This window comes from Roseovarius sp. PS-C2, from assembly GCF_018862045.1.
In the GTDB taxonomy this organism is placed as follows: domain Bacteria; phylum Pseudomonadota; class Alphaproteobacteria; order Rhodobacterales; family Rhodobacteraceae; genus Roseovarius.
This window is the reverse complement of the sequence record NZ_JAHKSQ010000002.1, coordinates 167,788-193,547: the sequence shown is the minus strand read 5'-3', so window position 1 is coordinate 193,547 and position 25,760 is coordinate 167,788. Positions and strand designations below refer to the sequence as shown.

General features: G+C 64.5%; 28 protein-coding genes. 14 read left to right on the top strand and 14 right to left on the bottom strand.

The features are described from left to right. Positions 1 to 29: 29 nt before the first annotated feature. The 6 genes from KPG71_RS04290 to lepA form a co-directional block, all read right to left on the bottom strand. Positions 30 to 215 carry a CTP synthetase gene (locus tag KPG71_RS04290; protein WP_216336902.1) on the bottom strand — a complete coding sequence of 62 codons (186 nt, stop codon included), beginning with the start codon at positions 213 to 215 and terminating at the stop codon, positions 30 to 32. 77 nt (positions 216 to 292) lie between these two features. Next, a complete protein-coding gene (locus KPG71_RS04285) occupies positions 293 to 481 on the bottom strand; it encodes a CTP synthetase (RefSeq protein ID WP_216336901.1) in 189 nt (62 codons plus the stop codon). A 67-nt stretch (positions 482 to 548) separates the two neighbouring features. Beyond that, positions 549 to 1,061: an alkylphosphonate utilization protein gene (locus tag KPG71_RS04280; protein WP_216336900.1), complete on the bottom strand. Its 513-nt coding sequence runs from the start codon at positions 1,059 to 1,061 to the stop codon at positions 549 to 551. 218 nt (positions 1,062 to 1,279) lie between these two features. Further along, entirely contained in the window at positions 1,280 to 1,528 is a 249-nt protein-coding gene (locus KPG71_RS04275) for a hypothetical protein (RefSeq protein WP_216336899.1), read from the bottom strand. Positions 1,529 to 1,634: 106 nt separating this feature from the next. Beyond that, positions 1,635 to 1,874 (bottom strand): hypothetical protein, encoded by a 240-nt coding sequence (locus KPG71_RS04270; protein ID WP_216336898.1) that lies wholly within the window; start codon positions 1,872 to 1,874, stop codon positions 1,635 to 1,637. 260 nt (positions 1,875 to 2,134) lie between these two features. After that, positions 2,135 to 3,934, bottom strand: coding sequence for a translation elongation factor 4 (gene lepA, locus KPG71_RS04265; RefSeq protein ID WP_216336897.1), 1,800 nt, complete (start codon positions 3,932 to 3,934; stop codon positions 2,135 to 2,137). A 126-nt stretch (positions 3,935 to 4,060) separates the two neighbouring features. Here lepA and KPG71_RS04260 point away from each other — a divergent pair, with 126 nt between their 5' ends. Next, positions 4,061 to 4,339: an acylphosphatase gene (locus KPG71_RS04260; RefSeq protein ID WP_216336896.1), complete on the top strand. Its 279-nt coding sequence runs from the start codon at positions 4,061 to 4,063 to the stop codon at positions 4,337 to 4,339. 81 nt (positions 4,340 to 4,420) lie between these two features. On the opposite strand, the gene KPG71_RS04255 is transcribed toward KPG71_RS04260, so the two are convergent. The 3 genes from KPG71_RS04255 to KPG71_RS04245 form a co-directional block, all read right to left on the bottom strand. Further along, the gene (locus KPG71_RS04255; protein WP_216336895.1) at positions 4,421 to 5,422 is read right to left on the bottom strand and encodes a type I glyceraldehyde-3-phosphate dehydrogenase; all 1,002 of its coding nucleotides are present in this window, start codon (positions 5,420 to 5,422) and stop codon (positions 4,421 to 4,423) included. Between the two features lie 341 nt (positions 5,423 to 5,763). Then, positions 5,764 to 6,429, bottom strand: coding sequence for an SOS response-associated peptidase (locus tag KPG71_RS04250; protein ID WP_216336894.1), 666 nt, complete (start codon positions 6,427 to 6,429; stop codon positions 5,764 to 5,766). A gap of 5 nt (positions 6,430 to 6,434) precedes the next feature. Then, the gene (locus KPG71_RS04245; RefSeq protein ID WP_216336893.1) at positions 6,435 to 7,634 is read right to left on the bottom strand and encodes a bifunctional 2-polyprenyl-6-hydroxyphenol methylase/3-demethylubiquinol 3-O-methyltransferase UbiG; all 1,200 of its coding nucleotides are present in this window, start codon (positions 7,632 to 7,634) and stop codon (positions 6,435 to 6,437) included. A gap of 207 nt (positions 7,635 to 7,841) precedes the next feature. Between KPG71_RS04245 and KPG71_RS04240 the strand changes: the two genes are divergently transcribed. The 4 genes from KPG71_RS04240 (at position 7,842) to KPG71_RS04225 (ending at position 11,292) form a co-directional block, all read left to right on the top strand. Beyond that, positions 7,842 to 8,180 carry a DUF952 domain-containing protein gene (locus tag KPG71_RS04240; protein WP_216337200.1) on the top strand — a complete coding sequence of 113 codons (339 nt, stop codon included), beginning with the start codon at positions 7,842 to 7,844 and terminating at the stop codon, positions 8,178 to 8,180. Continuing rightward, on the top strand, positions 8,177 to 9,235 hold the full coding sequence (locus KPG71_RS04235) for a quinone-dependent dihydroorotate dehydrogenase (RefSeq protein ID WP_216336892.1): 1,059 nt from the start codon (positions 8,177 to 8,179) through the stop codon (positions 9,233 to 9,235). Before KPG71_RS04240 ends, KPG71_RS04235 begins: the two co-directional genes overlap by 4 nt. Further along, positions 9,232 to 9,573 carry an arsenate reductase (glutaredoxin) gene (gene arsC, locus KPG71_RS04230; protein ID WP_073034713.1) on the top strand — a complete coding sequence of 114 codons (342 nt, stop codon included), beginning with the start codon at positions 9,232 to 9,234 and terminating at the stop codon, positions 9,571 to 9,573. The genes KPG71_RS04235 and arsC overlap by 4 nt, the downstream gene beginning before the upstream one ends. 63 nt (positions 9,574 to 9,636) lie before the next feature. After that, positions 9,637 to 11,292, top strand: coding sequence for a hypothetical protein (locus KPG71_RS04225; protein ID WP_216336891.1), 1,656 nt, complete (start codon positions 9,637 to 9,639; stop codon positions 11,290 to 11,292). A 31-nt stretch (positions 11,293 to 11,323) separates the two neighbouring features. Here KPG71_RS04225 and KPG71_RS04220 read toward each other — a convergent pair whose 3' ends face one another. Genes KPG71_RS04220 through KPG71_RS04210 form a run of 3 tightly spaced genes read right to left on the bottom strand, consistent with a single transcriptional unit; the run spans position 11,324 to position 13,585 of the window. After that, a complete protein-coding gene (locus KPG71_RS04220) occupies positions 11,324 to 12,661 on the bottom strand; it encodes an MATE family efflux transporter (RefSeq protein ID WP_216336890.1) in 1,338 nt (445 codons plus the stop codon). After that, positions 12,654 to 13,163 (bottom strand): PaaI family thioesterase, encoded by a 510-nt coding sequence (locus tag KPG71_RS04215; protein WP_216336889.1) that lies wholly within the window; start codon positions 13,161 to 13,163, stop codon positions 12,654 to 12,656. The genes KPG71_RS04220 and KPG71_RS04215 overlap by 8 nt, the downstream gene beginning before the upstream one ends. Continuing rightward, positions 13,163 to 13,585, bottom strand: coding sequence for a PaaI family thioesterase (locus tag KPG71_RS04210; RefSeq protein WP_216336888.1), 423 nt, complete (start codon positions 13,583 to 13,585; stop codon positions 13,163 to 13,165). The genes KPG71_RS04215 and KPG71_RS04210 overlap by 1 nt, the downstream gene beginning before the upstream one ends. A gap of 123 nt (positions 13,586 to 13,708) precedes the next feature. On the opposite strand from KPG71_RS04210, the gene KPG71_RS04205 reads away from it, so the two are divergent. The 8 genes from KPG71_RS04205 to KPG71_RS04170 all read left to right on the top strand — a co-directional run bounded on the left by KPG71_RS04205 (position 13,709) and on the right by KPG71_RS04170 (position 22,298). After that, on the top strand, positions 13,709 to 14,077 hold the full coding sequence (locus KPG71_RS04205; protein WP_216336887.1) for a MerR family DNA-binding transcriptional regulator: 369 nt from the start codon (positions 13,709 to 13,711) through the stop codon (positions 14,075 to 14,077). 201 nt (positions 14,078 to 14,278) lie between these two features. Then, the gene (locus KPG71_RS04200; protein ID WP_073034706.1) at positions 14,279 to 14,680 is read left to right on the top strand and encodes a MerR family DNA-binding transcriptional regulator; all 402 of its coding nucleotides are present in this window, start codon (positions 14,279 to 14,281) and stop codon (positions 14,678 to 14,680) included. A gap of 29 nt (positions 14,681 to 14,709) precedes the next feature. After that, a complete protein-coding gene (locus KPG71_RS04195) occupies positions 14,710 to 16,488 on the top strand; it encodes an acyl-CoA dehydrogenase C-terminal domain-containing protein (RefSeq protein ID WP_216336886.1) in 1,779 nt (592 codons plus the stop codon). Positions 16,489 to 16,530: 42 nt separating this feature from the next. After that, a complete protein-coding gene (locus tag KPG71_RS04190; RefSeq protein ID WP_104019774.1) occupies positions 16,531 to 16,743 on the top strand; it encodes a hypothetical protein in 213 nt (70 codons plus the stop codon). Positions 16,744 to 16,764: 21 nt separating this feature from the next. After that, on the top strand, positions 16,765 to 17,901 hold the full coding sequence (locus KPG71_RS04185; RefSeq protein WP_216336885.1) for an acyl-CoA dehydrogenase family protein: 1,137 nt from the start codon (positions 16,765 to 16,767) through the stop codon (positions 17,899 to 17,901). A 313-nt stretch (positions 17,902 to 18,214) separates the two neighbouring features. Continuing rightward, the gene (locus KPG71_RS04180) at positions 18,215 to 18,850 is read left to right on the top strand and encodes a glutathione S-transferase family protein (protein WP_216336884.1); all 636 of its coding nucleotides are present in this window, start codon (positions 18,215 to 18,217) and stop codon (positions 18,848 to 18,850) included. Between the two features lie 14 nt (positions 18,851 to 18,864). Next, a complete protein-coding gene (locus KPG71_RS04175) occupies positions 18,865 to 20,076 on the top strand; it encodes an acetyl-CoA C-acetyltransferase (RefSeq protein ID WP_216336883.1) in 1,212 nt (403 codons plus the stop codon). A 26-nt stretch (positions 20,077 to 20,102) separates the two neighbouring features. Continuing rightward, entirely contained in the window at positions 20,103 to 22,298 is a 2,196-nt protein-coding gene (locus KPG71_RS04170) for a 3-hydroxyacyl-CoA dehydrogenase NAD-binding domain-containing protein (protein ID WP_216336882.1), read from the top strand. Between the two features lie 77 nt (positions 22,299 to 22,375). Here the strand turns inward: KPG71_RS04170 and KPG71_RS04165 are convergent, their stop codons facing one another. Next, entirely contained in the window at positions 22,376 to 23,023 is a 648-nt protein-coding gene (locus KPG71_RS04165) for a Hint domain-containing protein (RefSeq protein WP_216336881.1), read from the bottom strand. Between the two features lie 217 nt (positions 23,024 to 23,240). Continuing rightward, positions 23,241 to 23,891: a sulfotransferase family 2 domain-containing protein gene (locus tag KPG71_RS04160; RefSeq protein WP_216337199.1), complete on the bottom strand. Its 651-nt coding sequence runs from the start codon at positions 23,889 to 23,891 to the stop codon at positions 23,241 to 23,243. A gap of 139 nt (positions 23,892 to 24,030) precedes the next feature. On the opposite strand from KPG71_RS04160, the gene KPG71_RS04155 reads away from it, so the two are divergent. Beyond that, complete coding sequence (locus tag KPG71_RS04155) at positions 24,031 to 25,659, top strand: AMP-binding protein (RefSeq protein ID WP_216336880.1); 1,629 nt, start codon at positions 24,031 to 24,033, stop codon at positions 25,657 to 25,659. The last annotated feature ends 101 nt before the right edge of the window (positions 25,660 to 25,760 follow it).

The following is a 25,760-nucleotide window of genomic DNA, read 5'->3' as shown; positions in this document are numbered from 1 at the left end:
GTGCGCCCAACATAGACGCAATGGCCCGCTCAGTCGCCTGAATAGAGTTCCCGCGCGACCAGCCAGGCCACCGGAATCGCCGCGACGAATCCGGCGATGGAGGAATAGATCACAGGCATCGTGGTATCGTATCCGGCGGCCAGAGCGGCAATCATCGCCGACCCGGCAAAGGTGGTGCCGATGAAAAGGTAAAGAATGAGTCCCAAACGCAGCATGTCGTGCCCTCTTGGCTGGTAAAGCTCGCGCGTGGACTCATGTTATCGAAACGCAATGTCGCGCACCTTGATCTGGGTCAGGTTCCGTCACCATGCATCGCGCGCGCCACCAGCCACGCCACCGGAAAGGCCAGCAGGAACCCGGCCAGCACCGCACCCGCCAGGGCCCATGCGCCGCCCTGCCCGATGACCAGCAACACGACAATGCCGACCCCGGCAAGGGTAGAGCCGATGAACAGGTGCAGGATGATCGTCAGCCAGAGCATGGCGCGCCTTTCGCTTGGGTACGCCCGCACGGGTATACCGGCAAGTAAAGACGCGCCTTGATCCAGGTCAGCGTTTCTTGACGAACTCGGTCAGGATGACGATGCGCTGGCCTTCGACACGGCCTTCGATATGGGCGGGATTGTCGGGGACGAGCGAGATGTTGCGCACCGCCGTGCCGCGCTTGGCGGTGAAGCCCCCGCCCTTGACCGGCAGGTCCTTGATCAGGACGACGGTATCGCCCTGCGACAAGGCCGCGCCGTTGCTGTCGCGGTGGCCGCTGTCCTGCGGGACGTTGTCGGCCCATGCGCGGGTGTCGTCATCAAGCCAGAGCTGATCGGCCAGATCCTGCGCCCAGCCGTGCTCGGGGGCCAGACGGGCCAGCATCCGGGCGGCCAGCACCTGCGTGGCCGGGTCTTCGGACCACATGGAGGACGCAAGGCAGCGCCAGTGATCGGGATCGGGGGTGCCGTCGATCTGTTCGGCGCAGGTCGCGCAGATTTGCGCGCTGGCCCCGTCTGGGCCGCCAGGAACGGGATGGGCGATCAGCGGGGCGTCAGACGAACAAAGGGCACAGGTCATGGCAGGTATCCGGGTTGGTTGAGATACCTGCGGTATAGGCGATGCGAACGGGGGAATAACAGGAAAAACGGCCCCGTGAGGCGCAGAAGGTCGAGGACGGTGGCCTGCGGGCTACGGGAAGGCATTGCCTTGGGCCGCATGCGCGCAAACCCGTTCTGCCCCGTGCGACCTGCGCGGGGGCGGTATCGGATGCCGCGTGGCTTCAGGCCTCGGGTGCGTCAGACTTCCGGCGCGTCGGGATCGGGCATCAGGCTGCCCTTGCGCCGCGTGTGATCGAAATCGGGATCGTCCCGTTTGATCCAGCGCGACACCACATAGGACACAGGCCATGTCAGCACCAGCCCGAGCAGGATCGCCCCGGCGATGGCGGGCCAGCTGTAGTAGCCCAGCCCCAGAACGACGATCAGGAAGCTGCCGGTCAGGGTGGGGCCCACGGCGAGGATGAGAACAAGGCTCAGTCTGTCCATTTGAGGACCTCCTTTCGTCTCAATCCCTTAAATATGGGGGCTGCGGGGCGGCGATGCCACGAATCTCAAGCGGACGTGAGGGGATGTGCCCGCCGCCCCTACTCTGTCATTCGATGCCGAGCATTTCCTTGGCCTGCCCCAGTGTCTCGACCGAGGCCGCGTGATCGCCTGCGGCGTGCAGCTCTTCGCCCTCGGCGCGCAGGGCCTTGACCTCGGCCATCTGCTCGTCGGAAAGCTGCGCGGTTTCCAGCGCCGCGTCGATCTTGGACATGTCCATCGGGCACTGGCTGGCCACGGCCGGAGCCGCGATCAGGGCAAGGATGGCGGTGAATGCGAAATGTTTCATTGGTTGGTCCTCCCGTTTTGGTTGGTACTTAGGGAGATAGGACGGCGGAGGGGCTCAGGCGAATGGATCGGCGGGATGGTGCCGAGGGGGGCAGGTGGTGCGCCAGTTGGCCGGAGGGTGGGCACCGGGCGATACGATGCATTCGGACCGACCAGCCGCGTCGGGGATAGCGGGTGAATGTGGCGTGGCGGTGCGCAGTGAATGCGCACCCTACGTTGAGTCGTGTTCAGACGGGGTGGGCCTGTCACGCCTGGAGTGGATCACTCATCCATCTTGAGCGCTGAGATGAACGCCTGTTGCGGGATTTCCACCTTGCCGAACTGGCGCATCTTCTTTTTGCCCGCCTTCTGCTTTTCCAGCAGTTTCTTTTTGCGGGTCACGTCGCCGCCGTAGCATTTGGCGGTCACGTCCTTGCGCATGGCCGAAAGGGTTTCGCGGGCGATGACCTTTCCGCCGATGGCCGCCTGGATCGGGATCTTGAACATGTGGCGCGGGATCAGCTCTTTCAGCTTTTCGCACATGGCGCGGCCGCGCATTTCGGCCCGGTCGCGGTGAACCATCATCGACAGCGCGTCGACGGGTTCGTCATTCACCAGCACCTGCATTTTGACAAGATTGTCCTGCCGGTAGCCGGTGATTTCGTAGTCAAACGACGCATAGCCCTTGGTCACCGATTTCAGGCGGTCGTAGAAATCGAACACCACCTCGTTCAGCGGCAGGTCATAGACCACCATCGCGCGGGCGCCCGCATAGGTCAGGTCCATCTGGATGCCGCGCCGGTCCTGGCAGAGTTTCAGAACGTCGCCGAGGTATTCGTCGGGCACGAGGATCGTGGCCTTGATGCGCGGCTCTTCGACGTGATCCACATAGGTCAGGTCGGGCATGTCGGCGGGGTTGTGCAGCTCCTGCATGGAGCCGTCTTTCATGAAGATGTGATAGACGACCGAGGGCGCGGTGGTGATCAGGTCGATATCGTATTCGCGTTCGATCCGGTCGCGGATCACCTCGAGGTGCAGCAGGCCCAGGAAGCCGCAGCGGAAGCCGAAACCGAGCGCGGCGGAGCTTTCCATTTCGAAGGAGAACGAGGCATCGTTCAGCGCCAGTTTCTCGATCGCGTCCCGTAGGCTTTCGAATTCGGCGGAGTCGACGGGGAAGAGGCCGCAGAACACCACCGGGACCGAGGGTTTGAAGCCCGGCAGGGGCGTTTCGCAGGGGCGTCTTTCATGGGTGATCGTGTCGCCCACCTTGGTGTCGCGCACCTGCTTGATCGAGGCGGTGATAAAGCCGATCTCGCCCGGACCCAGTTCGTCGACGACAGTCATTTCCGGGCGGAACACGCCGATGCGGTCGATGCCATAGGTGGCGCCGGTTTGCATCATGCGGATCTTGTCGCCCTTCTTCATCACCCCGTCCATGATCCGCACCAGCACGACGACGCCAAGGTAGGGGTCGTATTTGCTGTCCACCAGCATGGCCTTGAGCGGCGCGCTGGCGTCGCCCTTGGGCGCGGGCAGGTGGTGAACGATGGCTTCGAGCGTTTCGCGGATGCCCTGCCCGGTCTTGGCCGACACCGGGATCGCGCCCGAGGCGTCGATGCCGATCACGTCCTCGATCTGTTCGGCGACGCGGTCGAGGTCGCTGGCGGGCAGGTCGATCTTGTTCAGCACGGGGATCAGTTCGTGATCGGCCTCGATCGCCTGATAGACATTGGCCAGCGTCTGGGCCTCGACCCCCTGGGTGGAGTCGACCACCAGCAGAGAACCCTCGACCGCGCGCATGGAGCGGGAGACCTCGTAGGCGAAATCCACGTGGCCGGGCGTGTCGATGAGGTTGAGCACGTATTGCTCGCCGTTTTCGGCAGTATAGTCGATGCGGACGGTGTTGGCCTTGATGGTGATTCCGCGCTCGCGTTCGATATCCATCGCGTCCAGAAGCTGTTCCTTCATGTCGCGTTCGGCCACGGTGTCGGTCATCTGGATCAGACGGTCGGCGAGCGTGGATTTCCCGTGGTCGATATGCGCCACGATCGAGAAATTGCGGATATGCGAGAGCGGTGTCATGGTAGGGGATATGCGGTGTATTTGCGTGGGGGTCAATGGGCTGCGTGAGGGGGCCGCGGCCTTTGTGCATCTGGCCGAACGCGGTTTTTGCCGCGGTCCGGCGAAATCAGCGAAAGGAGGCCCGACATGAGCGAAGCAACCGCCATTCAGGCCCGGATCACCGGGCGGGTGCAGGGGGTGTCGTTCCGGGCGTGGACGCAAGCGCAGGCACAGGCACGCGGGCTGGCCGGCTGGGTGCAAAACGAGCCGGACGGGACGGTGCGCGCCTGGATCGAAGGGCCGCGCGATATGGTGCAGGGTATGCTGGCCACGCTGCATGAGGGGCCTTCCGTGGCGCGGGTGGACCGGGTGGACAGCACCGAGGCCGCGCCGGAAGGGTTCGAGGGGTTCGAGATACGGCGGTGAGGGGGCTGGGCGCCTTGTCAGCGGGGGATGGCGGAACCTTGAAAAGGTTCCGGGCCGATTTCTTTTGAAGAAATCGTTTTCCTAGCCCGAGCGCGCGCCGATCAGGCGGGTCATGTCGAGCATGCGGCAGGAAAAGCCCCATTCGTTGTCGTACCAGCCGAACACCCGCAGCAGCCCGCCGGTGGACACGGAGGTTTCCGGGCCGCTGAGGATCACCGACTCGGATCGCCCGCGCAGGTCGGAACTGACCAGCGGCTGATCGGTCCAGCCGAAGACGGGCGAGCGGTCGGCGGCGGCCCTGAACACGGCGTTGACCGCGTCTTCGCTGACGTCCTCGCGGGTTTGCACCGTCAGGTCGATACAGGACACGCTGGCGGTGGGCACGCGGATCGCGCGGGCCTCGATCCGGCCTTTCATGTGGGGCAGGACAAGGCCCGTCTGGTGTTGCGCGCTGGTGGTGGTGGGCACCATCGAGAGCGCCGCGGCGCGGCTGCGTTCGGGGGCGCCACGGGGTTTGTCCACGGTCGGCTGGCTGCCGGTATAGCAATGCACGGTGGTCATCTGGCCGCTGATCACGCCAAACGCATCGTCCAGCAGGCGCACCAGCGGCGCCAGCGCGTTGGTGGTGCAGGAGGCGTTCGAGATGATGCGCTCGTCCTCCAGATCGTCCTCGTTCGCGCCGAGCACCAGCGTGATGTCGGCCTCGGCGGAGGGCCCCGAAACCAGCACGGCCGCCGCGCCCGCCTCGAGCCCGCGTTCGGCCATGGCGCGGGCGCCGCCCATGCCGGTGCATTCCAGCACCACGTCCACGCCCGACAGGTCCAGCTTGCGCAGGTCGTATTCCGAGTGGAAGGGGATCGCGCGGCCATCGACGGTCAGCGCGCCGTCCTGCCCGGTGACGGTGCCGGGCCAGGGGCCGAAAACGCTGTCATACTGGAACAGGTAGGCGCAGGTGGAAAGCGGTTCGATCTCGTTGATCAGGACCAGTTCGATGTCCGGTGCGTCGCGCAGCAGGATACGCAGGAGCGTCCGGCCGATACGGCCGAACCCGTTAAGGGCGACGCGGATGGGACGGGATGGCATGGGCGGGTCTCCGGCTGATCTGACGTGGCGCCACCCTGACGCGGGAGAGCGGGAATGCCAACCGGGAATGCACGGCCTAGGGTCAGGACCCATTAATCCTGCACCACCGGTTTCCCTGATTTTTCCGCTGACAAGGCACAGCTCCGCAGGAATAGTGGTTCTATTTCAAGGAGATGTAACGCAGATCAGAGGGAAAATCAGGGAAATCCTTCGGACGCGCGGAGCGCTGCAAAGCAGCGGCTTTGACCGCTTGGAATTGACGCCGCCAGTCCCGGCGCGTTCAAATCCTCTGCTTTATTGCCCTTCGCGCGCCGGTGGTGCAGGATTAATGGGTCCTGACCCTAGTCCCCGAACGGTTCGATCAGGTCCGGGCCGCTGGCGCGGTTCGAGTTCACGCGCGGGTCCACGCGCCAGAAGGTCAGCGCGTCATCGGGGGCCGCGCGCATCAGCGTTGCCGCACCGTGGCCCGCCTCGCCCAGCCAGAGCGGCCAGTCTTCGGGGGCGACGATCACCGGCATGCGGTGATGGATGCGCGACATGGGCGTATTGGCGGCGCAGGTCACGATAGCACAGGTGGTCAGCCGGTCGTCGGCCTGTCCCCAGTCCTGCCAGATGCCTGCGAAAGCCAGCGGCGTGTCGTCCGTATGGCGAATGAACCACGGCAAGCGGTTGCCTTCGGTGTCCTTTGTCCATTCGTAAAACCCGGTGGCCGGGATCAGGCAGCGCCGTTCACGGCAGGCGGCGGCAAAGGCGGGTTTTTGCGCGATGGTTTCGGCACGCGCGTTGATCAGCAGCGGGCCATCGGTGGGCGAGGCGTACCAATGAGGCAGGAATCCCCATCGCATGGCGCTCAGGCGGCGCTGGCCGCCTGTGACGCTGACCGAATGCACGGGGTTGGTCGGGCAGATGTTGTAATCGGGCGTCGGAGGCAGATCGTTGGCCGGGGCCGCCGCGAACAGGCGTGCCATGGCATCGGTGGGCAGAGTATTTGCGATGCGCCCGCACATCGCCCCTACCCGGTTTTGAGGATCGAGGAATAGAGCAGCAGCCCCCAGGGCGCTGTGGCCTGTTCGATCTTGGACCAGAGCGCCCCCATGCCGATGGGGTCGGTGCCGGTGTGACGGGCGATCTCGCTCAGGCTGCGCTGACCGTTGATGGCGGCGATCAGCGGCGCGGCCTGTTTGGGCAGGGCAAGGCGGGTTGTCGTGGTGGCGAAGCTCATTTTCGGCTGCTGGCCCTGCGCCACGGCCTGCGCCAGGGCGCGCGGGTCCACCCCCTTGAGATGCGGGATGAGGGCGCGGTTGCGGCCCGTGGCGGGCGGGCGGGCCTGATCCGCCGCCACCGCATAGCCCACATGGGTCTTGATCGTGCCGTTCAACTGTTCGGCTACGGCCATCGCCTGAATATCGCTCAGGTGGCCGGGCCGGTCGGCCAGGCGCGACAGGTCGTAGAGCGCGGGCATGGTGAAGCCCGACAGCGCCCAGCCGGTGGCCTGCATCGTATCGGCCAGTTCGGTGACGCTGAAGGCGCGGTCCTGGCTGTGCAGGAGCAGGTCATAAAACCCTGCATCGCTGTCCTTGTGGTCGCCGAGATTTGGGTTTGTGCGAAACGGGTGGCCCTGGGGCAGGTTTTCGATCAGCTTGCGCGCCTGCGCCAGACGGTCCTGGGGTGGCAGTCCGTCGTAAAGCGCGCCGAACGCCGCCTGCAACGGGTAGACGCCGGATCGGCCATAAGGCGCGTAGACCATGAAACCCATGCCGCCCCCCGGCGCCAGCGCCGCGCGCAGGGCCGAAAACCCCGCCGCCGGATCGGGCAGGTGGTGCAGCACGCCACAGCAGTCGATGTAATCGAATGCCCCCAGATCGGGCGCATCCAGCAGGCTGCCGGTGATGAAGGTGATATTGTCGAGGTTGCGCGCGCTTGCCCGCGCCTCGGCCACTTTGCGCGAGGCGGCGGACAGATCGACATAGGTGATCTGCGCCGGGCGGCGGGCCTGTTTCATCAGCGTGGCCAGTTGGATCAGCCCGTCGCCGGTGCCCCCGCCCGCCACCAGAACGCGCAGGGGGTGCGACCAGTCGCGCTGCCCCTGAAACAGGAAATGGTCGATTTCCAGCGGATGCGAGGGCGAGCCGGTGATCAGGCGTCTGGCCTCGTCCGCCGGATCGCGTTCGGGGTAAGGGTAGGCTTCGTACTGATCCTTGACGGTGGTCATCGGCGGGTCTGGCTCTGGTTCGTGACAGGCGCGACCATGCCCCGTTTGGCGGCGGATGCAAAGGCGGAAAGCTGTGGTTGGGGGGATGGGTGCGGTTCATGACGGCGCGCAAGGCGCGCCTTTATTCCGGGCAAGTTGACGCCTCCCCCCCCGCAGGCGACTGTTTGACGCTTGACCGATCCGCAGCGGCAGGGCATCACCGGCCCCATGCTGATCTACAAGATATTCCGTGCCGATGAATGGCAGGCGCTGCGCGAGGCGGGCACCAGCACCGGCGCGCCGGTCGATCTGAGCGATGGCTATATCCATTTCTCGACCGCCGAACAGGCCCCGGAAACGGCGGCCAAACATTTCGCGGGCGAGGACGGGCTGATGCTGCTGGCGATCGAGACCGACAGGCTGGGCGATGCGCTGAAATGGGAGCCCTCGCGCGGGGGCGCGTTGTTTCCGCATCTTTATCGCGAGCTGCGGCTGGAAGACGTGCATTGGGCGCAGCCGCTGCCGCTGGACGGCGGCGCGCATCAGTTCCCGGCGGGGCTGTCGTGACCGCGCTGGAGCGGCTGGGGCTGACGGCCCTGCACCGGCTGGAGCCCGAGACCGCCCACAAGGCGGCGCTGATGGCGTTGCGCGCGGGGCTGACGCCCCTGCCCGGCCTTGTCACCTCGGAGCGGCTGCGCTGCACGGTGGCGGGGCTGTCGCTGGCCAACCCCGTGGGGCTGGCCGCCGGGTTCGACAAGAACGCGCAGGCGCTGAGCCCGCTGTCGCGCGCCGGCTTCGGATTTGTCGAGGTCGGGGCCGTCACGCCGCGCCCGCAACCCGGCAACCCCCGCCCGCGCCTGTTCCGGCTGGCCGAGGACCGGGCGGTGATCAACCGCTTCGGGTTCAACAATGAGGGCATGGAGGCCGTGGCGCAGCGGCTGGCCAATCGTCCGCGCAATGCGGTGATCGGGCTGAACCTCGGGGCGAACAAGGACAGTGCCGACCGGGCCGAGGATTTCGCCCGCGTGCTGGCCCATTGCGGGCGGCATCTGGATTTCGCGACGGTCAACGTGTCCAGCCCCAACACCGAAAAGCTGCGCGACCTGCAAGGCGCCGAGGCGCTGGCGCAGCTGTTGCGCGGGGTGATGGAGGCGCGCGACGGGCTGCCCCGTCCGATCCCGGTGTTCCTGAAGATCGCGCCGGACCTGAGCGACGGCGAATTGTCGGAAATCGCGGATGTGGCGCGGGCGTCGGGCCTGTCGGGCATCATCGCCACCAACACCACGCTGGACCGTGACGGGTTGCACGGGCCGCATGCGCAGGAAAAGGGCGGGCTGTCGGGTGCGCCGCTCTTCAAGAAATCGACGCGCGTTCTGGCGCGGCTGTCGCAGCTGACGGCGGGGGAGATGCCGCTGATCGGCGTGGGCGGCGTGGGCAGCGCCGAGCAGGCCTATGAAAAGATCCGCGCCGGGGCCAGTGCGGTGCAGTTGTATTCGGCGCTGGTCTACGAGGGGCTGTCGCTGGTCGAACGCATCGCGCGGGGGCTGGACGGCCTGCTGGAGCGTGACGGGTTTGCAAATGTGGCCGATGCGGTCGGCACGGGACGGGACGAGTGGATATGATCACGATCTGGCACAATCCGCGATGCAGTAAATCCCGGCAGGCACTGGCCCTGCTGGAAGAGCGCGGCGAAGAGGTAACGGTGCGCCGCTATCTGGACGATGCGCCGGATGCCGATGCCTTGCGGGCAACGCGCGACACGCTGGGGCTGCGCACCATCGAGATGATGCGCACCGGCGAGGCGGTGTTCAGGGACCTGGGCCTGTCGAAAACCGATGACGACGAGGTGCTGATCGAGGCGATGGCCGCCAATCCGAAGCTGATCGAACGGCCCATCGTCTTTGCCCGTGGCCGTGCGGTGATCGGGCGGCCACCCGAGCGGGTGCTGGACATTCTGTGACGGCTTTTCAGATCGCGGAAACCCGCCTAGATTCCCCAAACGCATGACGAAACCGGAGGGCGGATGACAGGCAGCGGGGCAAGTGCGCGCAGACCGCACGGCATAAGGAGCTGGATCGACGCGGTGGTGTTCGATCTGGCGCGGCAGATGCGCTGGACCTTCCTGCCGCCGCTGATGGTCTATTTCGCCGCCGGGTTTTCCGGGTTGACCGGGATCGTCGGCACGTTCTTTGTCAAGGAATACCTTGATCTGTCGGCGGCCTATCTGGCCGGTCTGGCGTTCTGGGCCGGGCTGCCCTGGGCGCTGAAAATGCCGCTGGGGCATCTGGTGGACATCATCTGGCGCTGGAAATGGCTGCTGGTCTATCTGGGCGCGGGGCTGATCGGGCTGAGCATGATCATCATGTACCTGGTGATCACGCAGACCGCGATGATGGAAGCCATCATGCCGGTCAACGCGTGGTACATCACCTCGTTCCTGCTGAGCCCTTGCGGACTGGTCATTCAGGATGCGGTGGCCGATGCCATGTCGGTCGAGGCGGTGCCGCGGGTGGACGCGGCGGGCGCACCGATCCCCGAAGAGCAATCGCGCGCGCTGCATGTCACCATGCAGACGCTGGGCCGGTTTGCGCTGATTTCCGGCACGGTGGCGGTGGCGGTGATGAATATCTGGATGTTCCGCGGCATCGAGGCGATGGACGCCACCGCCAAGGCCGAGACCTATGCGACGATCTACCTGCTGGCGCTATCGATCCCTGTGGTGTCGGTCAGCGGTGTGGTTCTGGCCGGTATCCAGAAATACCGGGCGCGACATAAAATGCTGCGCAAGGGGCTGAGCAATGCCGAGACCGACGCCCTGTTCGAGCGCCCCGACGAGGACACCAGACCCAACCCGTGGTATTTCATCGGCGGCGGGGCCTTTGTGGCGCTGACGCTGGCGGTGGGGCTGGGACAGGTGCCCTATGGGCAGGAGATCGTCTTTGCCGGGTCGATGACAATCGTCCTGCTGCTGATGCGCCAGTTGATCGCAGTGCTGACACCCGCACAGGCGCGGGCGCTGATCGGGACGGCGACGATCATCTTCATGTTCCGCGCGGTGCCACGGCCCGGCGACGGGATCATATGGTTCAATATTGACGTGCTGGGCTTCGATCAGCAATTCCTGTCGGTGCTGTCGCTGATCACCTCGGTGCTGACGCTGGTGGGGATGGTGGTGCTGCGCCCGATGATGGCCAGCCGCCCGATCGTGTGGATCGTGGCGATGCTGGCGGTCGCGGGGGGCGTCCTGACCCTGCCCAATATCGGGCTGTATTACGGAATTCAGGACATCACCGCCCCGCTGACCGGCGGTGTGGTGGACGCGCGCTTCATCGCCATTCTGGACACGGCGGTGGAATCGCCGCTTGGACAGGTGGCGATGATCCCGATGCTGGCCTGGATCGCGCGCAATGCGCCGGAAAACCTGAAGGCGACGTTTTTCGCGGTCATGGCCTCGTTCACCAACCTGGCGCTGTCGGCGTCGAGCCTGACGACCAAATACCTGAACCAGATCTTCATCGTCACCCGCGAGGTCACCGACCCTGCAACCGGGGCGGTGACGATTCCGGCGGATTATTCGCAACTGGGCATCCTGCTGATCGTGGTCACGGCGATCACCGTCGGGGTGCCTCTGCTGGTGATCTGGCTGGTGCAGCATTCGCGCCTGCGCACAAGCGACTGAGCCTGCTCAAAAGATGCGCCTGCGCGGCACATCATGCATTCTGCGAGGGAAGGCGTACCGCGCGTTCCAGTGCCGGGTAGCGCGCGGCCAGCGTGGCGGCGCGGGCGACAAAGCTGATGAGCAGGGCCAGCCAGAGACCGTGATTGCCAAAGGCCGGGACAAGCAGGGCCACGGCGGCGGCATATGTGGCAAGGCTGAGCGCCATCATGTTGCGCATGTCGCGCGTACGGGTCGCCCCGATGAACACCCCGTCGAGCATGTAGGAGCCGAGCCCGAGGATCGGCGCGGCCACCATCCACGGCAGGTAGCTGCGCGCGGCGGCCTGTACGGCGGGCACTTTGGCCATGGTGTCGATGATCCACGGCCCGAGCGTGGCGAAGCCGAGGGCAAGGGCGATCACGCTGATCAGGCCCCATTGGCTGCTGACCAGCGCCGCGCGGCGCAACTGACCCGGCGCGTGGCGGCCCATGGCGTAGCCGACCAGCACCTCGGCGGCGAAGGCGAAGCCATCCAGCGCGTAAGAGGTGATTTGCAGGAATTGCAGGAGCACCTGATTGGCCGCCAGCGTGACATCCCCGAAATCCGCCCCCAGAATCAGGAAGGAGACGAAAATCGCCTGCAACATGAGCGAGCGCAGGAAGATATCGACATTGACCTGTGCCATGCGTTTGAGTGCGGGCGCGTCGAAAACGCGCGTCCAGTCGCGCCATGCGGGCACGGCAAAGGCATCGCGGCACAGCCACAGCCCAAGCGCCAGCCCGCCCCATTCCGCCACGAAACTGGCCAGCGCCACGCCCTCGACGCCCCAGCCGAGGCCAAGCACGAACCACAGGTCGAGCGCGATGTTGACGCTGTTCATCCCCAGTTGCACGAGGAGCACCGCACGGGTGCGCTCGAGCGCGATCAGCCACCCCGTGATGCCGTAGAGCGCGATGATGGCCGGGGCGCTCCAGACCCGAATGGCAAGGTAATCCCGCGCAAGGCTTTCGACTTCGGTGCTGGCGGGTGTCAGCAGGAACGCCCCTGAAAACAGCGGCAGTTGCAGCACGATCACCAGAAGCCCGCCGGCCAGCGCGATCATCAGGGCGCGCGTCAAAAGCGCCGCCACTTCGCCCTGCCGCCCGGCCCCGTGGGCCTGGCTGGTCAGGCCGGTGGTGCCCATGCGAAGAAAGCCGAACACCCAGTAGAGCGACGACAGGATCACCGCCCCGATGCCCACCGCGCCGATGGGCGCGGCCTGCCCGAGTTGCCCGACGACGCCGGTATCCACCGCTCCGAGGATCGGAACGGTGATATTGGCCAGCACGATCGGAATGGCGATTTTCAGGACGCGGGCATGGGTGATCGCGCCCGCCGCTGTCTCAGCCATCGCGGCGCGGCATCAGGAAATGGCCCGACGCCTGCGCGAAGGGGCGCGCGCGGTTGTCCTGCCAGGCCTCGACATGGACGCTGGCATAGCGCCGCCCCGAGCGCGCCACCTGAGCGCGCGCATAGGCATCGCGCGGCAGGCCCGAGCGCAGGTAATCCACGGTAAAGTCGATGGTCTTGGGCAGGCGGGGCAGCTTGCCCTGCGCCAGATCGTCGGGATCGAGCGCGCCGCTTTCGATCTGGTCCCACAGCATCGACCAGCTGAGGCCGATGATCGCCGTGACTTCGAGAAACGCCGCCGTCGCGCCGCCATGCAGGGCGGGCAGGATGGGATTGCCGATCAGCCTGTCGGCGAAAGGCATGATCGAGGTCAGTTCATCCCCGCGCCGGTCGAATTCGATGCCGAGGAACTGGATATAGGGCACGCCGTGGACAAGCGCGTTCAGCGCCGCGTCGCGGCGTTGCTTGACCACCTGAACGGGTTCGGGACGGGGGCGCGTCATCACTTGGCCTCCACGGTAAAGGTGCCGGTGGCGGTGGCGACGGGGCGGTCGTCGTCGTCGTCCATGGCGCGGGCGCGCACGAAGGCCACGGTGCGGGTGATGTGATAGCATTCGGCATGGGCGCGGATGCGCTGGCCGGGCGTGGCGGGGCGCATGTAGTCGATCCGCAAATCTATGGTCGCGGTCGCGCCGGGATTTTTCGGGTGGCTCATGGCCGCCGCCCCACAGCAGGTATCCATCAGGGCCGACACCGCACCGCCGTGAATCACCCCGGTGTCGGGATCGCCGATGAAGCGTTCGTCATAGGCCATGGAGATTTCGGCGGTGCCGTCCCCGATGTCGGTCAGTTCCATTCCCAGTGCCTGCGAATGGGGAATGGCGCCGATGAACTGTTCTGCGATCCTAGTCTTGTCGACACTCATGCGGTTTTCCGGCCCTCTGATGTGTTGCGCGCCCTTTATGGGCCCGAAAGCGATGCGGCTGCAAGTGTGGCGGTTGCTCTTGGCCGGGCGCGGGTCTAGGTTTGGCCCGAGGAGCGATTGCCGATGTCCGAAACCCGCCTGTCATTCAAGGAAATGTGCGCCCGGTTCGACGTGACCCCGCGCACCCTGCGGTATTACGAGTATATCGAGCTTCTGACCCCAGAGCGCGAGGGACGGTCGCGGTTTTACGGCCCGAAGGAGATCGCGCGGATGACGCTGATCCTGCGGGGGCGCAAGTTCGGCTTTGCGCTGGAGGAAATCCGGCAATGGCTGCTGATCTATGAACACGACGGCACCGAGGCGCAGATGCGCGCCTGGATCGAACTGGCCGACCGGCAACTGGTCGAACTGGCCGAGCAGAAGGCGCAACTGGACGACACCATGAGCGAACTTCAGGCGCTGCGCGACGAGACCGAAGCCAGCCTGCCCTGAGCCACAAGACGCGACCGGATACGCCCTGCCCTCGTCTTGTCCGCGACAGAAAATTACCCGCGACTGCGATTGACCTTGGGTGATGTTACGTAAACTTTAAAGTGACGTGACGTATCTCTTACGTCAACGTGATGCGCTGTTGTAACGATGGGGCGGATAAACCAGTTGTGCCGGAAACGGACAGATTGGGCATATGAAACGATGACCGAAGACACGATGACAATCCGCCAGATGTGCGACGCCTTCGAGGTGACGCCGCGCACCCTGCGTTTCTATGAATCGAAGGAACTTCTGTTTCCGCGCCGCGAAGGCCAGAAGCGCCTGTTCACCAGACGCGACCGCGCGCGGCTGAAGCTGATCCTGCGCGGCAAGCGGTTCGGATTCCGGCTGGAGGAAATCCGCCAGTTGCTGGACCTCTACGACAAGGGCGACCAGCAACTGACGCAGCTCAGCCGCGCCTATGACATTGCCGGAGAACGGCTGGTGGAGCTGGAGCGTCAGCGCGACGAGCTGACCACCGCCATCACCGACCTGCGCGACCAGATGAAGTGGGGCGAAAAGATGATCGCCTCGATCCGTCAATCGAAGAAAGCCGCCGAGTAATCCGGCACCGCACATCAAGGGAGAGAGCCATGCCGACCTATACCGCGCCCACCAAGGACATGCAGTTCGTGCTGCACGAGTTGCTGAATGTCTCGACCGCCGACACCCCCGGCTATAGCGAGCTCGAGGCCGATTTCACCGCCGCCGTTCTGGAAGAGGCGGGCAAGCTGGCCTCGGAGGTCCTGTCGCCGCTGAACACGGTGGGCGACAGCGAGGGCTGCGTTCTGGAAAACGGCGTGGTGCGCACGCCCACGGGGTTCAGGGACGCGTTCGAGCAGATGAAAGAGGGTGGCTGGACCGCGCTGGACCTGCCCGAGAAATTCGGCGGGCAGAACATGCCCTATGTGCTGGGCACCGCCGTGGGCGAGATGTTCTCGGGCGCCAACCAGGCGTTCACCATGTATCAGGGCCTGACCCACGGGGCGGCCTCGGCCATTCTGGTGCATGGCAGCGAGGAACAGAAGGCCACCTACCTGCCCAACATGGCGTCCTGCCAGTGGACCGGCACCATGAACCTGACCGAACCGCATTGCGGCACCGACCTGGGCCTGATGCGCACCAAGGCCGAACCGCAGGGCGACGGCAGCTACAAGGTGACGGGACAAAAGATTTTCATCTCGGCCGGCGAACACGACATGGCCGAGAACATCATCCACCTGGTTCTGGCCAAAATCCCCGGCGGCCCCGAGGGCATCAAGGGCGTCAGCCTGTTCATCGTGCCCAAGTTCATGGTGAACGAGGACGGCAGCCTTGGCGAGCGCAACGGCGTGAGCTGTGGCAAGATCGAGGAAAAGATGGGCATTCACGGCAACTCGACCTGCGTGATGAACTATGATGGCGCGACGGGCTACTTGCTGGGCGAGGAACACAAGGGCATGCGCGCCATGTTCACCATGATGAACGAGGCCCGCATCGGCGTTGGCATGCAGGGGCTGGCGCAGGCCGAGGTCGCCTATCAGAACGCGGTGGATTACGCGAAGGATCGCCTGCAGGGCCGCGCCGTGACGGGGACCGAAAACCCCGACGGGCCCGCCGACCCGCTGATCGTGCACCCCGACATCCGCCGGTCGCTGATGGATCAGAAATCCTTTATCGAAGGGGCGCGCGCGTTCCTTCTGTGGGGGGCCAAGATGATCGACCAGTCGCATCGCGGCGGGGACGATGACGCCGAGGGCATGGTCAGCCTGCTGACCCCGGTGATCAAGGGGTTCCTGACCGACGAAGGCTTCGACATGACGATCCTTGCCCAGCAAGTCTATGGCGGGCATGGCTATATCGAGGAATGGGGCATGTCGCAGTTCGCCCGCGATGCCCGGATCGCCATGATCTACGAAGGCGCGAACGGCGTTCAGGCGCTGGATCTCGTGGGCCGCAAACTGCCGCAGAACGGCGGCAAGCCGGTCATGGCCTTCTTCGACATGGTCAAGGGGTTCATCAAGGAGAACGAGGGCGACGAGGCGCTGAAGGCGGATTTCCTCAACCCGCTGAAAGAGGCCTCGAAGCACCTTCAGGCGGCGGGGATGTTCTTCATGCAGAACGGCATGAAAAACCCGAACGCGGCGCTGGCGGGATCGTATGACTTCATGCACCTGTTCGGCCATGTCTGCCTGGGCCTGATGTGGGCGCAGATGGCCAAGGCCGCGCAGGCCGCACTGGAGGGCGGTGCCTCGGACACGGCGTTCTACGAAACCAAGCTGGCCACCGGGCGCTACTACATGCAGCGCCGCCTGCCCGCCACCGCCATGCACCTGGCCCGCATCGAAAGCGGCGCCGATCCGGTGATGGCGTTGCCCGCCGAGCGGTTCTAAACTCGGCAACGGAGCATCGCGACGACACGAGAAAGGACAGACATGCCCAAACGCTTTCGACTGACCCGACGGTTCAATGCGGCCATGACCGAAGACGGCTATCGCCGACTCAGGAAATTCGCCGCCGAGGCGGGGCTGGACGAGGGCGAGGCGCTGTCCTTTCTCTTCGAGAACTTCGACAGTGTGATCGACGAAGACACATTCGCGCACCGCCTGCGCATTTTCAATTCGGAGCTCGAGGCGCGCAAACGCTGAGTTGGGAAGGGAGGCCCGGCCATGTCTATCTGGATGACAGACGAGCATCGGATGCTCACCGAGATGACCGCGAAGTTCATCGCCGAGGAATGGGCGCCGCATCTCGAGCGCTGGCGCAAGGCCGGCGAGATGGATCGCGACATCTGGCAACAGGCCGGGGCACTGGGCTTGCTGTGCCCCTCGATCCCCGAGGAATACGGCGGCGCGGGCGGCGATTTCGGGCACGAGGCGGTGGTGTGCATCGAACAGTCGCGCGCCAATCTGGCCAGTTGGGGCAACCCGATCCATTCCGGCATCGTGGCGCATTACATTCTGGCCTATGGCAGCGAAGAGCAGAAGAAACGCTGGCTGCCGAGGATGGTGTCGGGCGAGACGGTGGGCGCGCTGGCGATGACCGAACCGGCGGCGGGTTCGGACCTGCAAGGGATGAAAACCCGCGCGATCCGTGACGGCAACGCCTATCGCCTGTCCGGGCAGAAGACTTTCATCACCAACGGCCAACATGCCGACCTGATCGTGGTGGCCGCCAAGACCGACCCGAGCGAAGGGGCAAAGGGCATTTCCTTGGCGGTGGTCGAAACCGGGAGCGCCGAGGGGTTTTCACGCGGGCGCAACCTCGAGAAAATCGGCTGTCATGCCGCGGATACCTCGGAGTTGTTCTTCGACGAGGTCGAAATCCCGCCCGAAAACATCCTTGGCGGCGAAGAAGGCAAGGGCTTTTACCAGATGATGGCGCAACTGCCGCAGGAACGGCTGATCATCGCCTGCGGCGCGCAGGGCGCGATGGAAGGCGCGGTGGAGCGCACGATCGCCTATGCCAGGGAACGGCAGGCCTTTGGCGGACCGCTGACGCAGTTTCAGAACACCCGCTTCAAGCTGGCCGAATGCCAGACGAAAACGCGGGTCGCGCGCGCCTTTCTGGACGAATGCATCGCCGAGCATATCCGGGGCGAGTTGACCGTGGAAAAGGCCGCGATGGCGAAATACTGGCTGACCGACACCCAGGGCGATGTGCTGGACGAGTGCCTGCAACTGCATGGCGGCTATGGCTACATGGCCGAATACGACATCGCCGAAATGTGGGCCGATGCCCGTGTGCAGCGCATTTACGGCGGCACCAACGAGATCATGAAAGAACTGATCGCGAGGGCGTTCTGATGCGACCGGCGTCAGCCCTGAACGACACGGCCGGACCGGGGGTTTCACACCCCCGGACCCCCGTGGAGTATTTCCCGAAAGATGAAACGGGACAGGTCCACCCTGCCCCGGCCACGGGCCGGCTGGCATCAGGGGCGGGACAGGGCTTCACCTTTCACGCCCATCGGCTCTCCAGCCTGTGGCGCAGCACGGATACTGAGGCAAACAGGTTAATCGCAGGTAAAGGCCACCCGGCTTCATCTTTCCCGAAATACTCTGCGGGGGTGTGGGGGTGCAAAACCCCCACGGCAACGGCAACCGACAGGAGAACCGCATGACCATTCAACTCTATTGCTTTGGCGAGTCGGGCAATGCCTACAAGGCGGCGCTGGCGCTGGAATTGTCCGGGCTCGACTGGGCGCCCGTCTATGTGGATTTCTTCAACGGCGAGACCCGCGGCGAGGCGTTTCGCGAGATCAACCCGATGGGCGAGGTGCCCGTTCTGGTGGATGGCGACGTGACCTTGACGCAATCGGGCGTCATGCAGATGTATGTGACGGAAAAGACCGGAAAATTCGGCGGCAGCACACCGCAGGACGCGCGTGAGGTGATGCGCTGGATGTTCTGGGACAATCACAAGATGTCTTCGCAGGCCGGGATGACCCGGTTCCTGATGAACTTCCTGCCCGAAGCCAAGCGCCCGGAGGGGGTGATCCCCTTCATGCAGGGGCGGCTCAAGGCGGCTTATACCACACTGAACGCGCATCTTGCGGGGCGTGACTGGATCGTGGGCGAGAGCCCCACGAATGCCGATCTGAGTTGCTGCGGCTACCTGTTCTACCCCGAGCCGTTCGGGTTTTACCGCGCGGACTGGCCCGAGATCGACCGCTGGCTTTCGAACATCGAAGGCCTGAGCGGATGGAAACACCCTTATGACCTGATGCCCGGCTCGCCAGCCGACCGGGCCTGACAGAGGAGACGACGATGTCTGACGCCTATATCTATGACGCCGTGCGCACGCCGCGCGGCAAGGGCCGCAAGGATGGCGCCCTGCACGAGGTGACCAGCGTGCGCCTGAGTGCGCAGGTGCTGAACGCGGTGAAAGAGCGCAACAACCTGGACGGTCATGCCGTCGAGGACGTGATCTGGGGCAATGTCACGCAGGTCAAGGAACAGGGTGGGTGCCTGGCGCGCACCGCGGTTCTGGCCTCGGAGCTGGACGAGTCGATCCCCGGCCTTGCGATCAACCGTTTCTGTGCCAGCGGCATGGAGGCCGTGAACCTGGCCGCCAACCAGGTGAAGGGCGGGGCCGGTGACGGCTATATCGCCGGTGGCGTCGAGATGATGGGCCGCGTGGCCATGGGCAGCGATGGTGCCGCGATTGCCGTGGACCCGAGCGTGGCGATGGACACCTATTTCGTCCCGCAGGGGATCAGTGCCGACATCATTGCCACCGAGTTCGGGTTCACCCGCGATCAGGCCGACGCGCTGGCCGTGGAAAGCCAGAAACGCGCCGCCGCGGCGTGGGCAGACAACCGTTTCGCCCGCTCGATCGTCGAGGTGAAGGATCAGAACGGGCTGACCATTCTGGACCGCGACGAATACATGCGCCCCGGCACCGACATGCAGACCCTTGGCGCGCTCAACGCCAGTTTCCAGCAGATGGGCGAGGTAATGCCGGGGTTCGATGCGGTGGCCAAGCTGAAATACCCGCATCTGGAGCGGATCAACCATATCCACCATGCCGGAAACAGTTCGGGCATCGTGGACGGGGCGGCGGCGGTGCTGGTCGGCTCGAAGGCCTTTGGCGAGAAATGGGGCCTGACACCGCGCGCGCGCATTCGCCAGACCACCAAGATCGGCACCGATCCGACGATCATGCTGACCGGCCCGGTGCCCGCCACCGAAAAGGCGCTGGCCGACAGCGGCATGACCATCGGCGATATCGACCTGTTCGAGGTGAACGAGGCCTTTGCCAGTGTCGTCCTGCGGTTCCAGCAGGCCTTCGATGTCGACCCGGCGCTGGTCAACGTCAATGGCGGATCGATCGCGATGGGCCACCCGCTGGGGGCCACGGGCGCGATCATCATCGGCACGTTGCTGGACGAGCTGGAGCGCACCGACAAGGAGGTCGGTCTGGCCACGCTGTGCATCGCATCCGGCATGGGTGCGGCCACGATCATCGAACGCGTCTGAGCGACCGAGTGACAGGAGAGATTGAAATGACTGATTTCACGATGGAAAAAGGCGCCGATGGCGTTGCCGTGATCACCTGGGACACGGTTGGCAAGTCGATGAACGTGATGAACCAGCAGGGGTTCATCGACCTCGATGCGCTGATCGACGACGCCCTGGCCGACGACGCAGTCAAGGGCATCGTCATCACCAGCGGCAAGGAAGGCAGTTTTGCCGGCGGGATGGATCTGAACATCATCGCGAAGATGAAGGAAAGCGCCGGGGACAACCCGGCGAAGGGCCTGATGGACGGGCTGATGCAGACCCATGCCATCCTGCGCAAGATCGAGCGCGCGGGCATGGACGACAAGAACAAGGGCGGCAAACCCATTGCCGCCGCCCTGCCCGGCACGGCGCTCGGGATCGGGCTGGAAATCCCGCTGGCCTGTCATCGCATCTTTGCCGCCGACAACCCCAAGGCCAAGATCGGCCTGCCGGAAATCATGGTCGGCATTTTCCCCGGTATGGGCGGCACCACGCGGCTGGTGCGCAAGCTGGGCGCGATGGCCGCCGCGCCCCTGCTTCTGGAGGGCAAGCTGAACGATCCGAAAAAGGCGAAATCCGCCGGTGTGGTCGATGAGGTCGTGCCCGCGGGTGAATTGCTGGCGAAGGCGAAAGAATGGGTTCTCTCCGACCCCGGCATCGTCAAGCCGTGGGACGAAAAGGGGTACAAGATGCCCGGCGGCGCGCCCTATCATCCGGCGGGGTTCATGACCTTCGTGGGCGCAAGCGCGATGGTCAACGGCAAGACACAAGGCGCGTTCCCCGCCGCCAAGGCGCTGCTGAGCGCGGTTTACGAGGGCGCGCTGGTGCCGTTCGACACCGCGATCAGGATCGAGGCGCGCTGGTTCACCAATGTGCTGATGAACCCGAGTTCGGGCGCGATGATCCGGTCGCTCTTCATCAACAAGGAAGCGTTGGAAAAAGGCGCGAACCGCCCCGATGTGCCCGATCAGACGGTGAAGAAGGTCGGTGTGATGGGCGCGGGCATGATGGGGGCCGGCATTGCGCTGGTCTCGGCGCAGGCGGGTATGGAGGTCGTGCTGATCGACCAGAAACAGGAAGCCGCCGACAAGGGCAAATCCTATACCGCCGATTACATGGACAAGGGCATCAAGCGTGGCAAGGCGACCGAGGAGAAGAAGGCACAGGTGCTTGAGCGCGTCACCGCCACCACGGAGTATGCCGCGCTGAAGGGGTGCGATCTGGTGATCGAAGCGGTGTTCGAAGATCCCGCCATCAAGGCCGAGGTCACCAGGAAGGTGCTGGAGGTCGTCGGCGACGATTGCATCTTTGCCACCAACACCTCGACCCTGCCGATTTCGGACCTGGCCAGGGCCAGCGACAAACCCGGACAGTTCATCGGCATCCACTTCTTCAGCCCGGTGGAAAAGATGATGCTGGTCGAGATCATCAAGGGCAAGGAAACCGGCGAGCGGGCGGTGGCCAAGGCGCTGGATTACGTCCGCCAAATCCGCAAGACGCCCATCGTGGTGAATGACGCGCGGTTCTTCTACGCCAACCGCTGCATCATCCCATATATCAACGAGGGCATCCGCATGGTGGCCGAGGGCGTGACGCCCGCGCTGATCGACAATGCGGCGCGGCAGTTGGGCTTCCCGGTGGGGCCGCTGCAACTGGTTGACGAGACCTCGATCGACCTTGGCGCCAAGATCGCCCGCGCCACCAAGGCGGCGATGGGGGATAACTATCCCGATGCCGCCGTGGACGAGGTGATTTTCTGGATGGAAGGCCTGGGCCGTCTGGGGCGCAAGGCGAAAGCGGGCTTTTTCGACTATGACGAGAAGGGCAAGCGCCTTGGCTATTGGGACGGGCTGACCGACCAATACCCGCATGCGGAAAACCAGCCCGACCTGATCGAGGTGCAGCACCGCCTGATGTTCGCGCAGGTGCTGGAGGCCGTGCGCGCGCTGGAGGAAGGTGTGCTGGAAGACATCCGCGAGGGCGATGTCGGCGCGATACTCGGCTGGGGCTTTGCGCCGTGGTCGGGCGGGCCGTTCAGCTGGCTGGACATCATCGGCACGCCCTATGCCGCCGAACGCTGCGACCAGCTGGAGGAAGCGCATGGCGCGCGTTTCGCCTGCCCTGCCCTGCTGCGCGAGATGGCCGGAAAAACCCAGAGTTTCTACGGACGGTTCGGCAGCAAGGCTCAGGCCGCCTGATCTTTCCGGTCAGACAAGACAAAACCGCGCGTCCCGAACCGGGGCGCGCGGTTGTTTTTTGTAGCTGTGGAGCAGGATCAGGCCGCCGCCGAAGCCACCGGGGGGCGCGGCTCCGCCGGGGCCTGCCTGGTTGTCGCACCGGATTCGATTGCCACGGCTTCGGCAAGGATCACGGCCTCATCGAGCGGCAGAAGCGAGTAGAGCGGCATACCGTCGTCCTTGTCCGCGTGATCCAGAAGGTCGCGCGAGGATGGGGAAAAGAACAACATGCCGCTATCGGCGAAAATCACCTGATCGCTTTCGAAATACAGGACAACCGCCTCGATTCCGTGCCGGGGCGGCACGCGATGCACGCCATCGACCCCCTCCAGCGCCAGCGCGGGGAGAAGTGCGAAGGGGTCGTCATAGACCAATTCGGCGACATCGCTTTCCAGCATCACGCCCTGATTGGGCAGAAGGCGCATCGCCTCGCGATTGCCGACCGCCCCGACCGGCACTTCGAGCGGCCAGAAGCGGGGCGGGCAGTTGGTTTCACCGGACCACAAGGCGCGGCGTTCCACCCGTGTGACGGGTTGCATGCCAGCGTCGAATGTCAACACCTTGTCACCGACAGTGATCGCCTCGACCGGCCTCCACCCAGCGGCCGTGGCAACCCCGGTGCCTTCAAGCAGCCCTGACATCACACCCGTTGCGCCACCGTCGTAGGCGCCGGTCGTGTCTGTCATTCGTTTGGTCCCTTTGGGCTGCAGTACAGACATCCACCCAAACATCTTGTCATCCCCTCGCTCAACCGGTGGCAGCCGGCCTTGTGTTCCGATTGGTTAACAAAAAGTGATTCTCGTGCCGCTCCCTTGCCGAAAACATGGCGGGATTGAGGCATTGTTGACAAATTTCCGTCAATGAAGCGCCCTTATTTCGATTGGCACGAAAGGCGGCACAATTTCATCCCTCGAAACTGTATCCGAAGCGCTCGATATCCTCTGAACACAGGGTTTTCACCATATTTACGTCAGATTCCCGGTAAAACTCCCGGTAGTCGCGGGGCCGCCGCGATTGATTTTCGTGCCGCAGGTCCAGACGGAACCCCAGATGATTCCAAAGCGGTGCGGCGTCCTGCTCCAGATGTTCGATCCGTATGAAGGCGCGGCACTGCTCGGCCCCGTCAGCCATGCGCATGTAGCTGCCATAGGGCGCGTGGCGAAGGGCGGCCTGCGTCTGTGGCGCGTTCAGGAAGCCGCTGAAATCCCGTGCCTTGGCCAGATGGACCGCCGGGTGGTCAAAGCCCTGCTCTTGCAGCCAGTGGTAATAGCTGACCAGCCGGTCCCACGGGTTGCGCACGAGGGTAAAGGTAAAAGCCCCTGCAATCTGGTCGTCTGGGACCAGACCGTGGATATCGGCCAGCGTGGAGTGTTTCCATATCCGCCCCGCCGCCTGTGCATCTTTCAGCCGCCGGCGGCGTTTGCGTGCCTTGGGGGTGTCGCCGATCAGGATGTCATCCTTCATCGCGCGCCCCTCCAGCGCCAGCGCCATCGAGGTGCCGCCGGTCTTGGGGATATGCACGAAGATGTAGTTGCGCCCGCCCGAAATGATCATGATCGCCACGCTAGGCCGCCCGCGGGACCGGCACAAGCGCGCTAAAGGTGCGAAAATGCGGGACATTAAAATTGATTGCGGGAAAAATCCCAATATGGTCGATGGACCGCCGCGTGTCATGAATCATGGGAGGAGCATCATGGGCTGGATGGCAGACGAAACCGGGTTGGGGCGCAACGCTGCCAATTTCGTACCGCTGACGCCGCTGTCGCATCTGCGCCGGGCCGCGCATCTGTTTCCCGATCACGAAGCGGTGGTGTATCGCGGAACACGCCGCAGTTACCGCGAGTATCACGAACGCTGCACGCGGCTGGCCTCGGGGCTGGCCGGGCTGGGGGTGGAATCCGGTGATGTGGTGGCCACGCTGCTGCCCAACCTGCCCGCCCATGCCGAAGCGCATTTCGGCGTGCCCGCCTGCGGCGCGGTCCTGAACACGATCAACACCCGGCTCGAGGCCGGAACCATCGCCTATATCCTTGATCACGGCGGCGCCAAGGTGCTGCTGGTCGATCCGCAATTCCTGCCGGTCGCCGCCGAAGCGTTCGAGGAAATGGAAGGCCTCGCGCCCATCGTGATCGAGGTGGCCGACGATGCCGCCGGGGTCCATGCGCACGGGCATTACATGGAATACGAGGAGTTGCTGGCCTCGGGCGATCCTGGCTTTGAGTGGATCATGCCGCAGGACGAATGGGAAAGCATTGCGCTGAACTATACCTCGGGCACCACGGGGCGGCCCAAGGGCGTGGTATGTCACCATCGCGGGGCGTACCTGATGACCATGGGAACCGCCGTCAGTTGGCCGATGCCGCGCCATGCGCGGTATCTGACCATCGTGCCGCTGTTTCACTGCAACAACTGGAACCACACCTGGATGATGCCGATGCTGGGCGGCACGGTGGTGTGCTGCCGCGATATCACCGCCAAGGCGATCTATGACGCCATCGCCGACGATGGCGTGACCCATTTCGGTGCGGCTCCCATCGTGCTGAACACCATCGTCAACGCAAAGGACGAGGACCGGCGCGAGTTCGACCATGTCGTGGACGTGTTCACCGCCGGGGCCCCGCCCCCCGCCGCCACCCTGCGCGCGATCGAGCCGCTGGGTTTCAAGGTGACGCAGGTCTACGGGCTGACCGAAACCTATGGCCATGTGACCGAATGCGTCTGGCAAACCCATTGGGACGGCCTGAACGACGACGAGAGATACGCCATCAAGGCGCGCACCGGTGTGCTGATGCCGATGATGGAGGACATCACCGCCATGGACCCGGACACCATGCAGCAAATTCCGATGGATGGCACCGCGCAGGGCGAGATCATGATCCGCGGCAATTCGGTGATGAAGGGCTATCTGAAGAATCCCAAGGCCACCGAAAAGGCGTTTCAGGGCGGGTATTTCCATTCCGGCGATATCGCTGTGCAGCACCCCGACGGGTATTTGCAGATCGCGGACCGGGCCAAGGATATCATCATCTCGGGCGGCGAGAATATCAGTTCGGTCGAGGTGGAAGGCGTGATGATGATGCACCCTGCCGTTCTGCTGTGCGCGGTGGTGGCCATGCCGCACGAAAAATGGGGCGAGGTGCCTTGCGCCTTTGTCGAACTCAAGGACGGGGCCGATACCGGCGAGGACGACATGATCGCCTTTGCGCGCGAACGGCTGGCCGGGTTCAAATCTCCCAAGAAGGTGGTGTTTCAGGAACTGCCCAAGACCTCGACCGGGAAGATCCAGAAATTCGAACTGCGCAGGCAGGCGCGCGAATTGTGACCTGATCGTTCATGCCTGAAACCGCCGGGGCAGTAGCGCGGGTGCAAGAGGGCGGCATGTGGATTGCCGGGGTCGGCGCGGGCGTGCTATCGTCACGCGAA

Coding starts and splice junctions, on each gene's coding strand:
- KPG71_RS04195 (WP_216336886.1), top strand. CDS start 14,710: ATGCCGACCTATACCGCGCCCACCAAGGACATGCAGTTCGTGCTGCAC.
- KPG71_RS04215 (WP_216336889.1), bottom strand. CDS start 13,163: ATGACGCGCCCCCGTCCCGAACCCGTTCAGGTGGTCAAGCAACGCCGC.
- KPG71_RS04270 (WP_216336898.1), bottom strand. CDS start 1,874: ATGAAACATTTCGCATTCACCGCCATCCTTGCCCTGATCGCGGCTCCG.
- KPG71_RS04160 (WP_216337199.1), bottom strand. CDS start 23,891: ATGATCATTTCGGGCGGGCGCAACTACATCTTCGTGCATATCCCCAAG.
- KPG71_RS04185 (WP_216336885.1), top strand. CDS start 16,765: ATGTCTATCTGGATGACAGACGAGCATCGGATGCTCACCGAGATGACC.
- KPG71_RS04205 (WP_216336887.1), top strand. CDS start 13,709: ATGTCCGAAACCCGCCTGTCATTCAAGGAAATGTGCGCCCGGTTCGAC.
- KPG71_RS04250 (WP_216336894.1), bottom strand. CDS start 6,429: ATGTGCGGGCGCATCGCAAATACTCTGCCCACCGATGCCATGGCACGC.
- KPG71_RS04170 (WP_216336882.1), top strand. CDS start 20,103: ATGACTGATTTCACGATGGAAAAAGGCGCCGATGGCGTTGCCGTGATC.
- arsC (WP_073034713.1), top strand. CDS start 9,232: ATGATCACGATCTGGCACAATCCGCGATGCAGTAAATCCCGGCAGGCA.
- KPG71_RS04285 (WP_216336901.1), bottom strand. CDS start 481: ATGCTCTGGCTGACGATCATCCTGCACCTGTTCATCGGCTCTACCCTT.
- KPG71_RS04155 (WP_216336880.1), top strand. CDS start 24,031: ATGGGCTGGATGGCAGACGAAACCGGGTTGGGGCGCAACGCTGCCAAT.
- KPG71_RS04240 (WP_216337200.1), top strand. CDS start 7,842: ATGCTGATCTACAAGATATTCCGTGCCGATGAATGGCAGGCGCTGCGC.
- KPG71_RS04175 (WP_216336883.1), top strand. CDS start 18,865: ATGTCTGACGCCTATATCTATGACGCCGTGCGCACGCCGCGCGGCAAG.
- KPG71_RS04260 (WP_216336896.1), top strand. CDS start 4,061: ATGAGCGAAGCAACCGCCATTCAGGCCCGGATCACCGGGCGGGTGCAG.
- KPG71_RS04200 (WP_073034706.1), top strand. CDS start 14,279: ATGACCGAAGACACGATGACAATCCGCCAGATGTGCGACGCCTTCGAG.
- KPG71_RS04255 (WP_216336895.1), bottom strand. CDS start 5,422: ATGCCATCCCGTCCCATCCGCGTCGCCCTTAACGGGTTCGGCCGTATC.
- KPG71_RS04225 (WP_216336891.1), top strand. CDS start 9,637: ATGACAGGCAGCGGGGCAAGTGCGCGCAGACCGCACGGCATAAGGAGC.
- KPG71_RS04245 (WP_216336893.1), bottom strand. CDS start 7,634: ATGACCACCGTCAAGGATCAGTACGAAGCCTACCCTTACCCCGAACGC.
- KPG71_RS04220 (WP_216336890.1), bottom strand. CDS start 12,661: ATGGCTGAGACAGCGGCGGGCGCGATCACCCATGCCCGCGTCCTGAAA.
- KPG71_RS04280 (WP_216336900.1), bottom strand. CDS start 1,061: ATGACCTGTGCCCTTTGTTCGTCTGACGCCCCGCTGATCGCCCATCCC.
- KPG71_RS04290 (WP_216336902.1), bottom strand. CDS start 215: ATGCTGCGTTTGGGACTCATTCTTTACCTTTTCATCGGCACCACCTTT.
- KPG71_RS04190 (WP_104019774.1), top strand. CDS start 16,531: ATGCCCAAACGCTTTCGACTGACCCGACGGTTCAATGCGGCCATGACC.
- KPG71_RS04275 (WP_216336899.1), bottom strand. CDS start 1,528: ATGGACAGACTGAGCCTTGTTCTCATCCTCGCCGTGGGCCCCACCCTG.
- KPG71_RS04165 (WP_216336881.1), bottom strand. CDS start 23,023: ATGACAGACACGACCGGCGCCTACGACGGTGGCGCAACGGGTGTGATG.
- KPG71_RS04210 (WP_216336888.1), bottom strand. CDS start 13,585: ATGAGTGTCGACAAGACTAGGATCGCAGAACAGTTCATCGGCGCCATT.
- lepA (WP_216336897.1), bottom strand. CDS start 3,934: ATGACACCGCTCTCGCATATCCGCAATTTCTCGATCGTGGCGCATATC.
- KPG71_RS04180 (WP_216336884.1), top strand. CDS start 18,215: ATGACCATTCAACTCTATTGCTTTGGCGAGTCGGGCAATGCCTACAAG.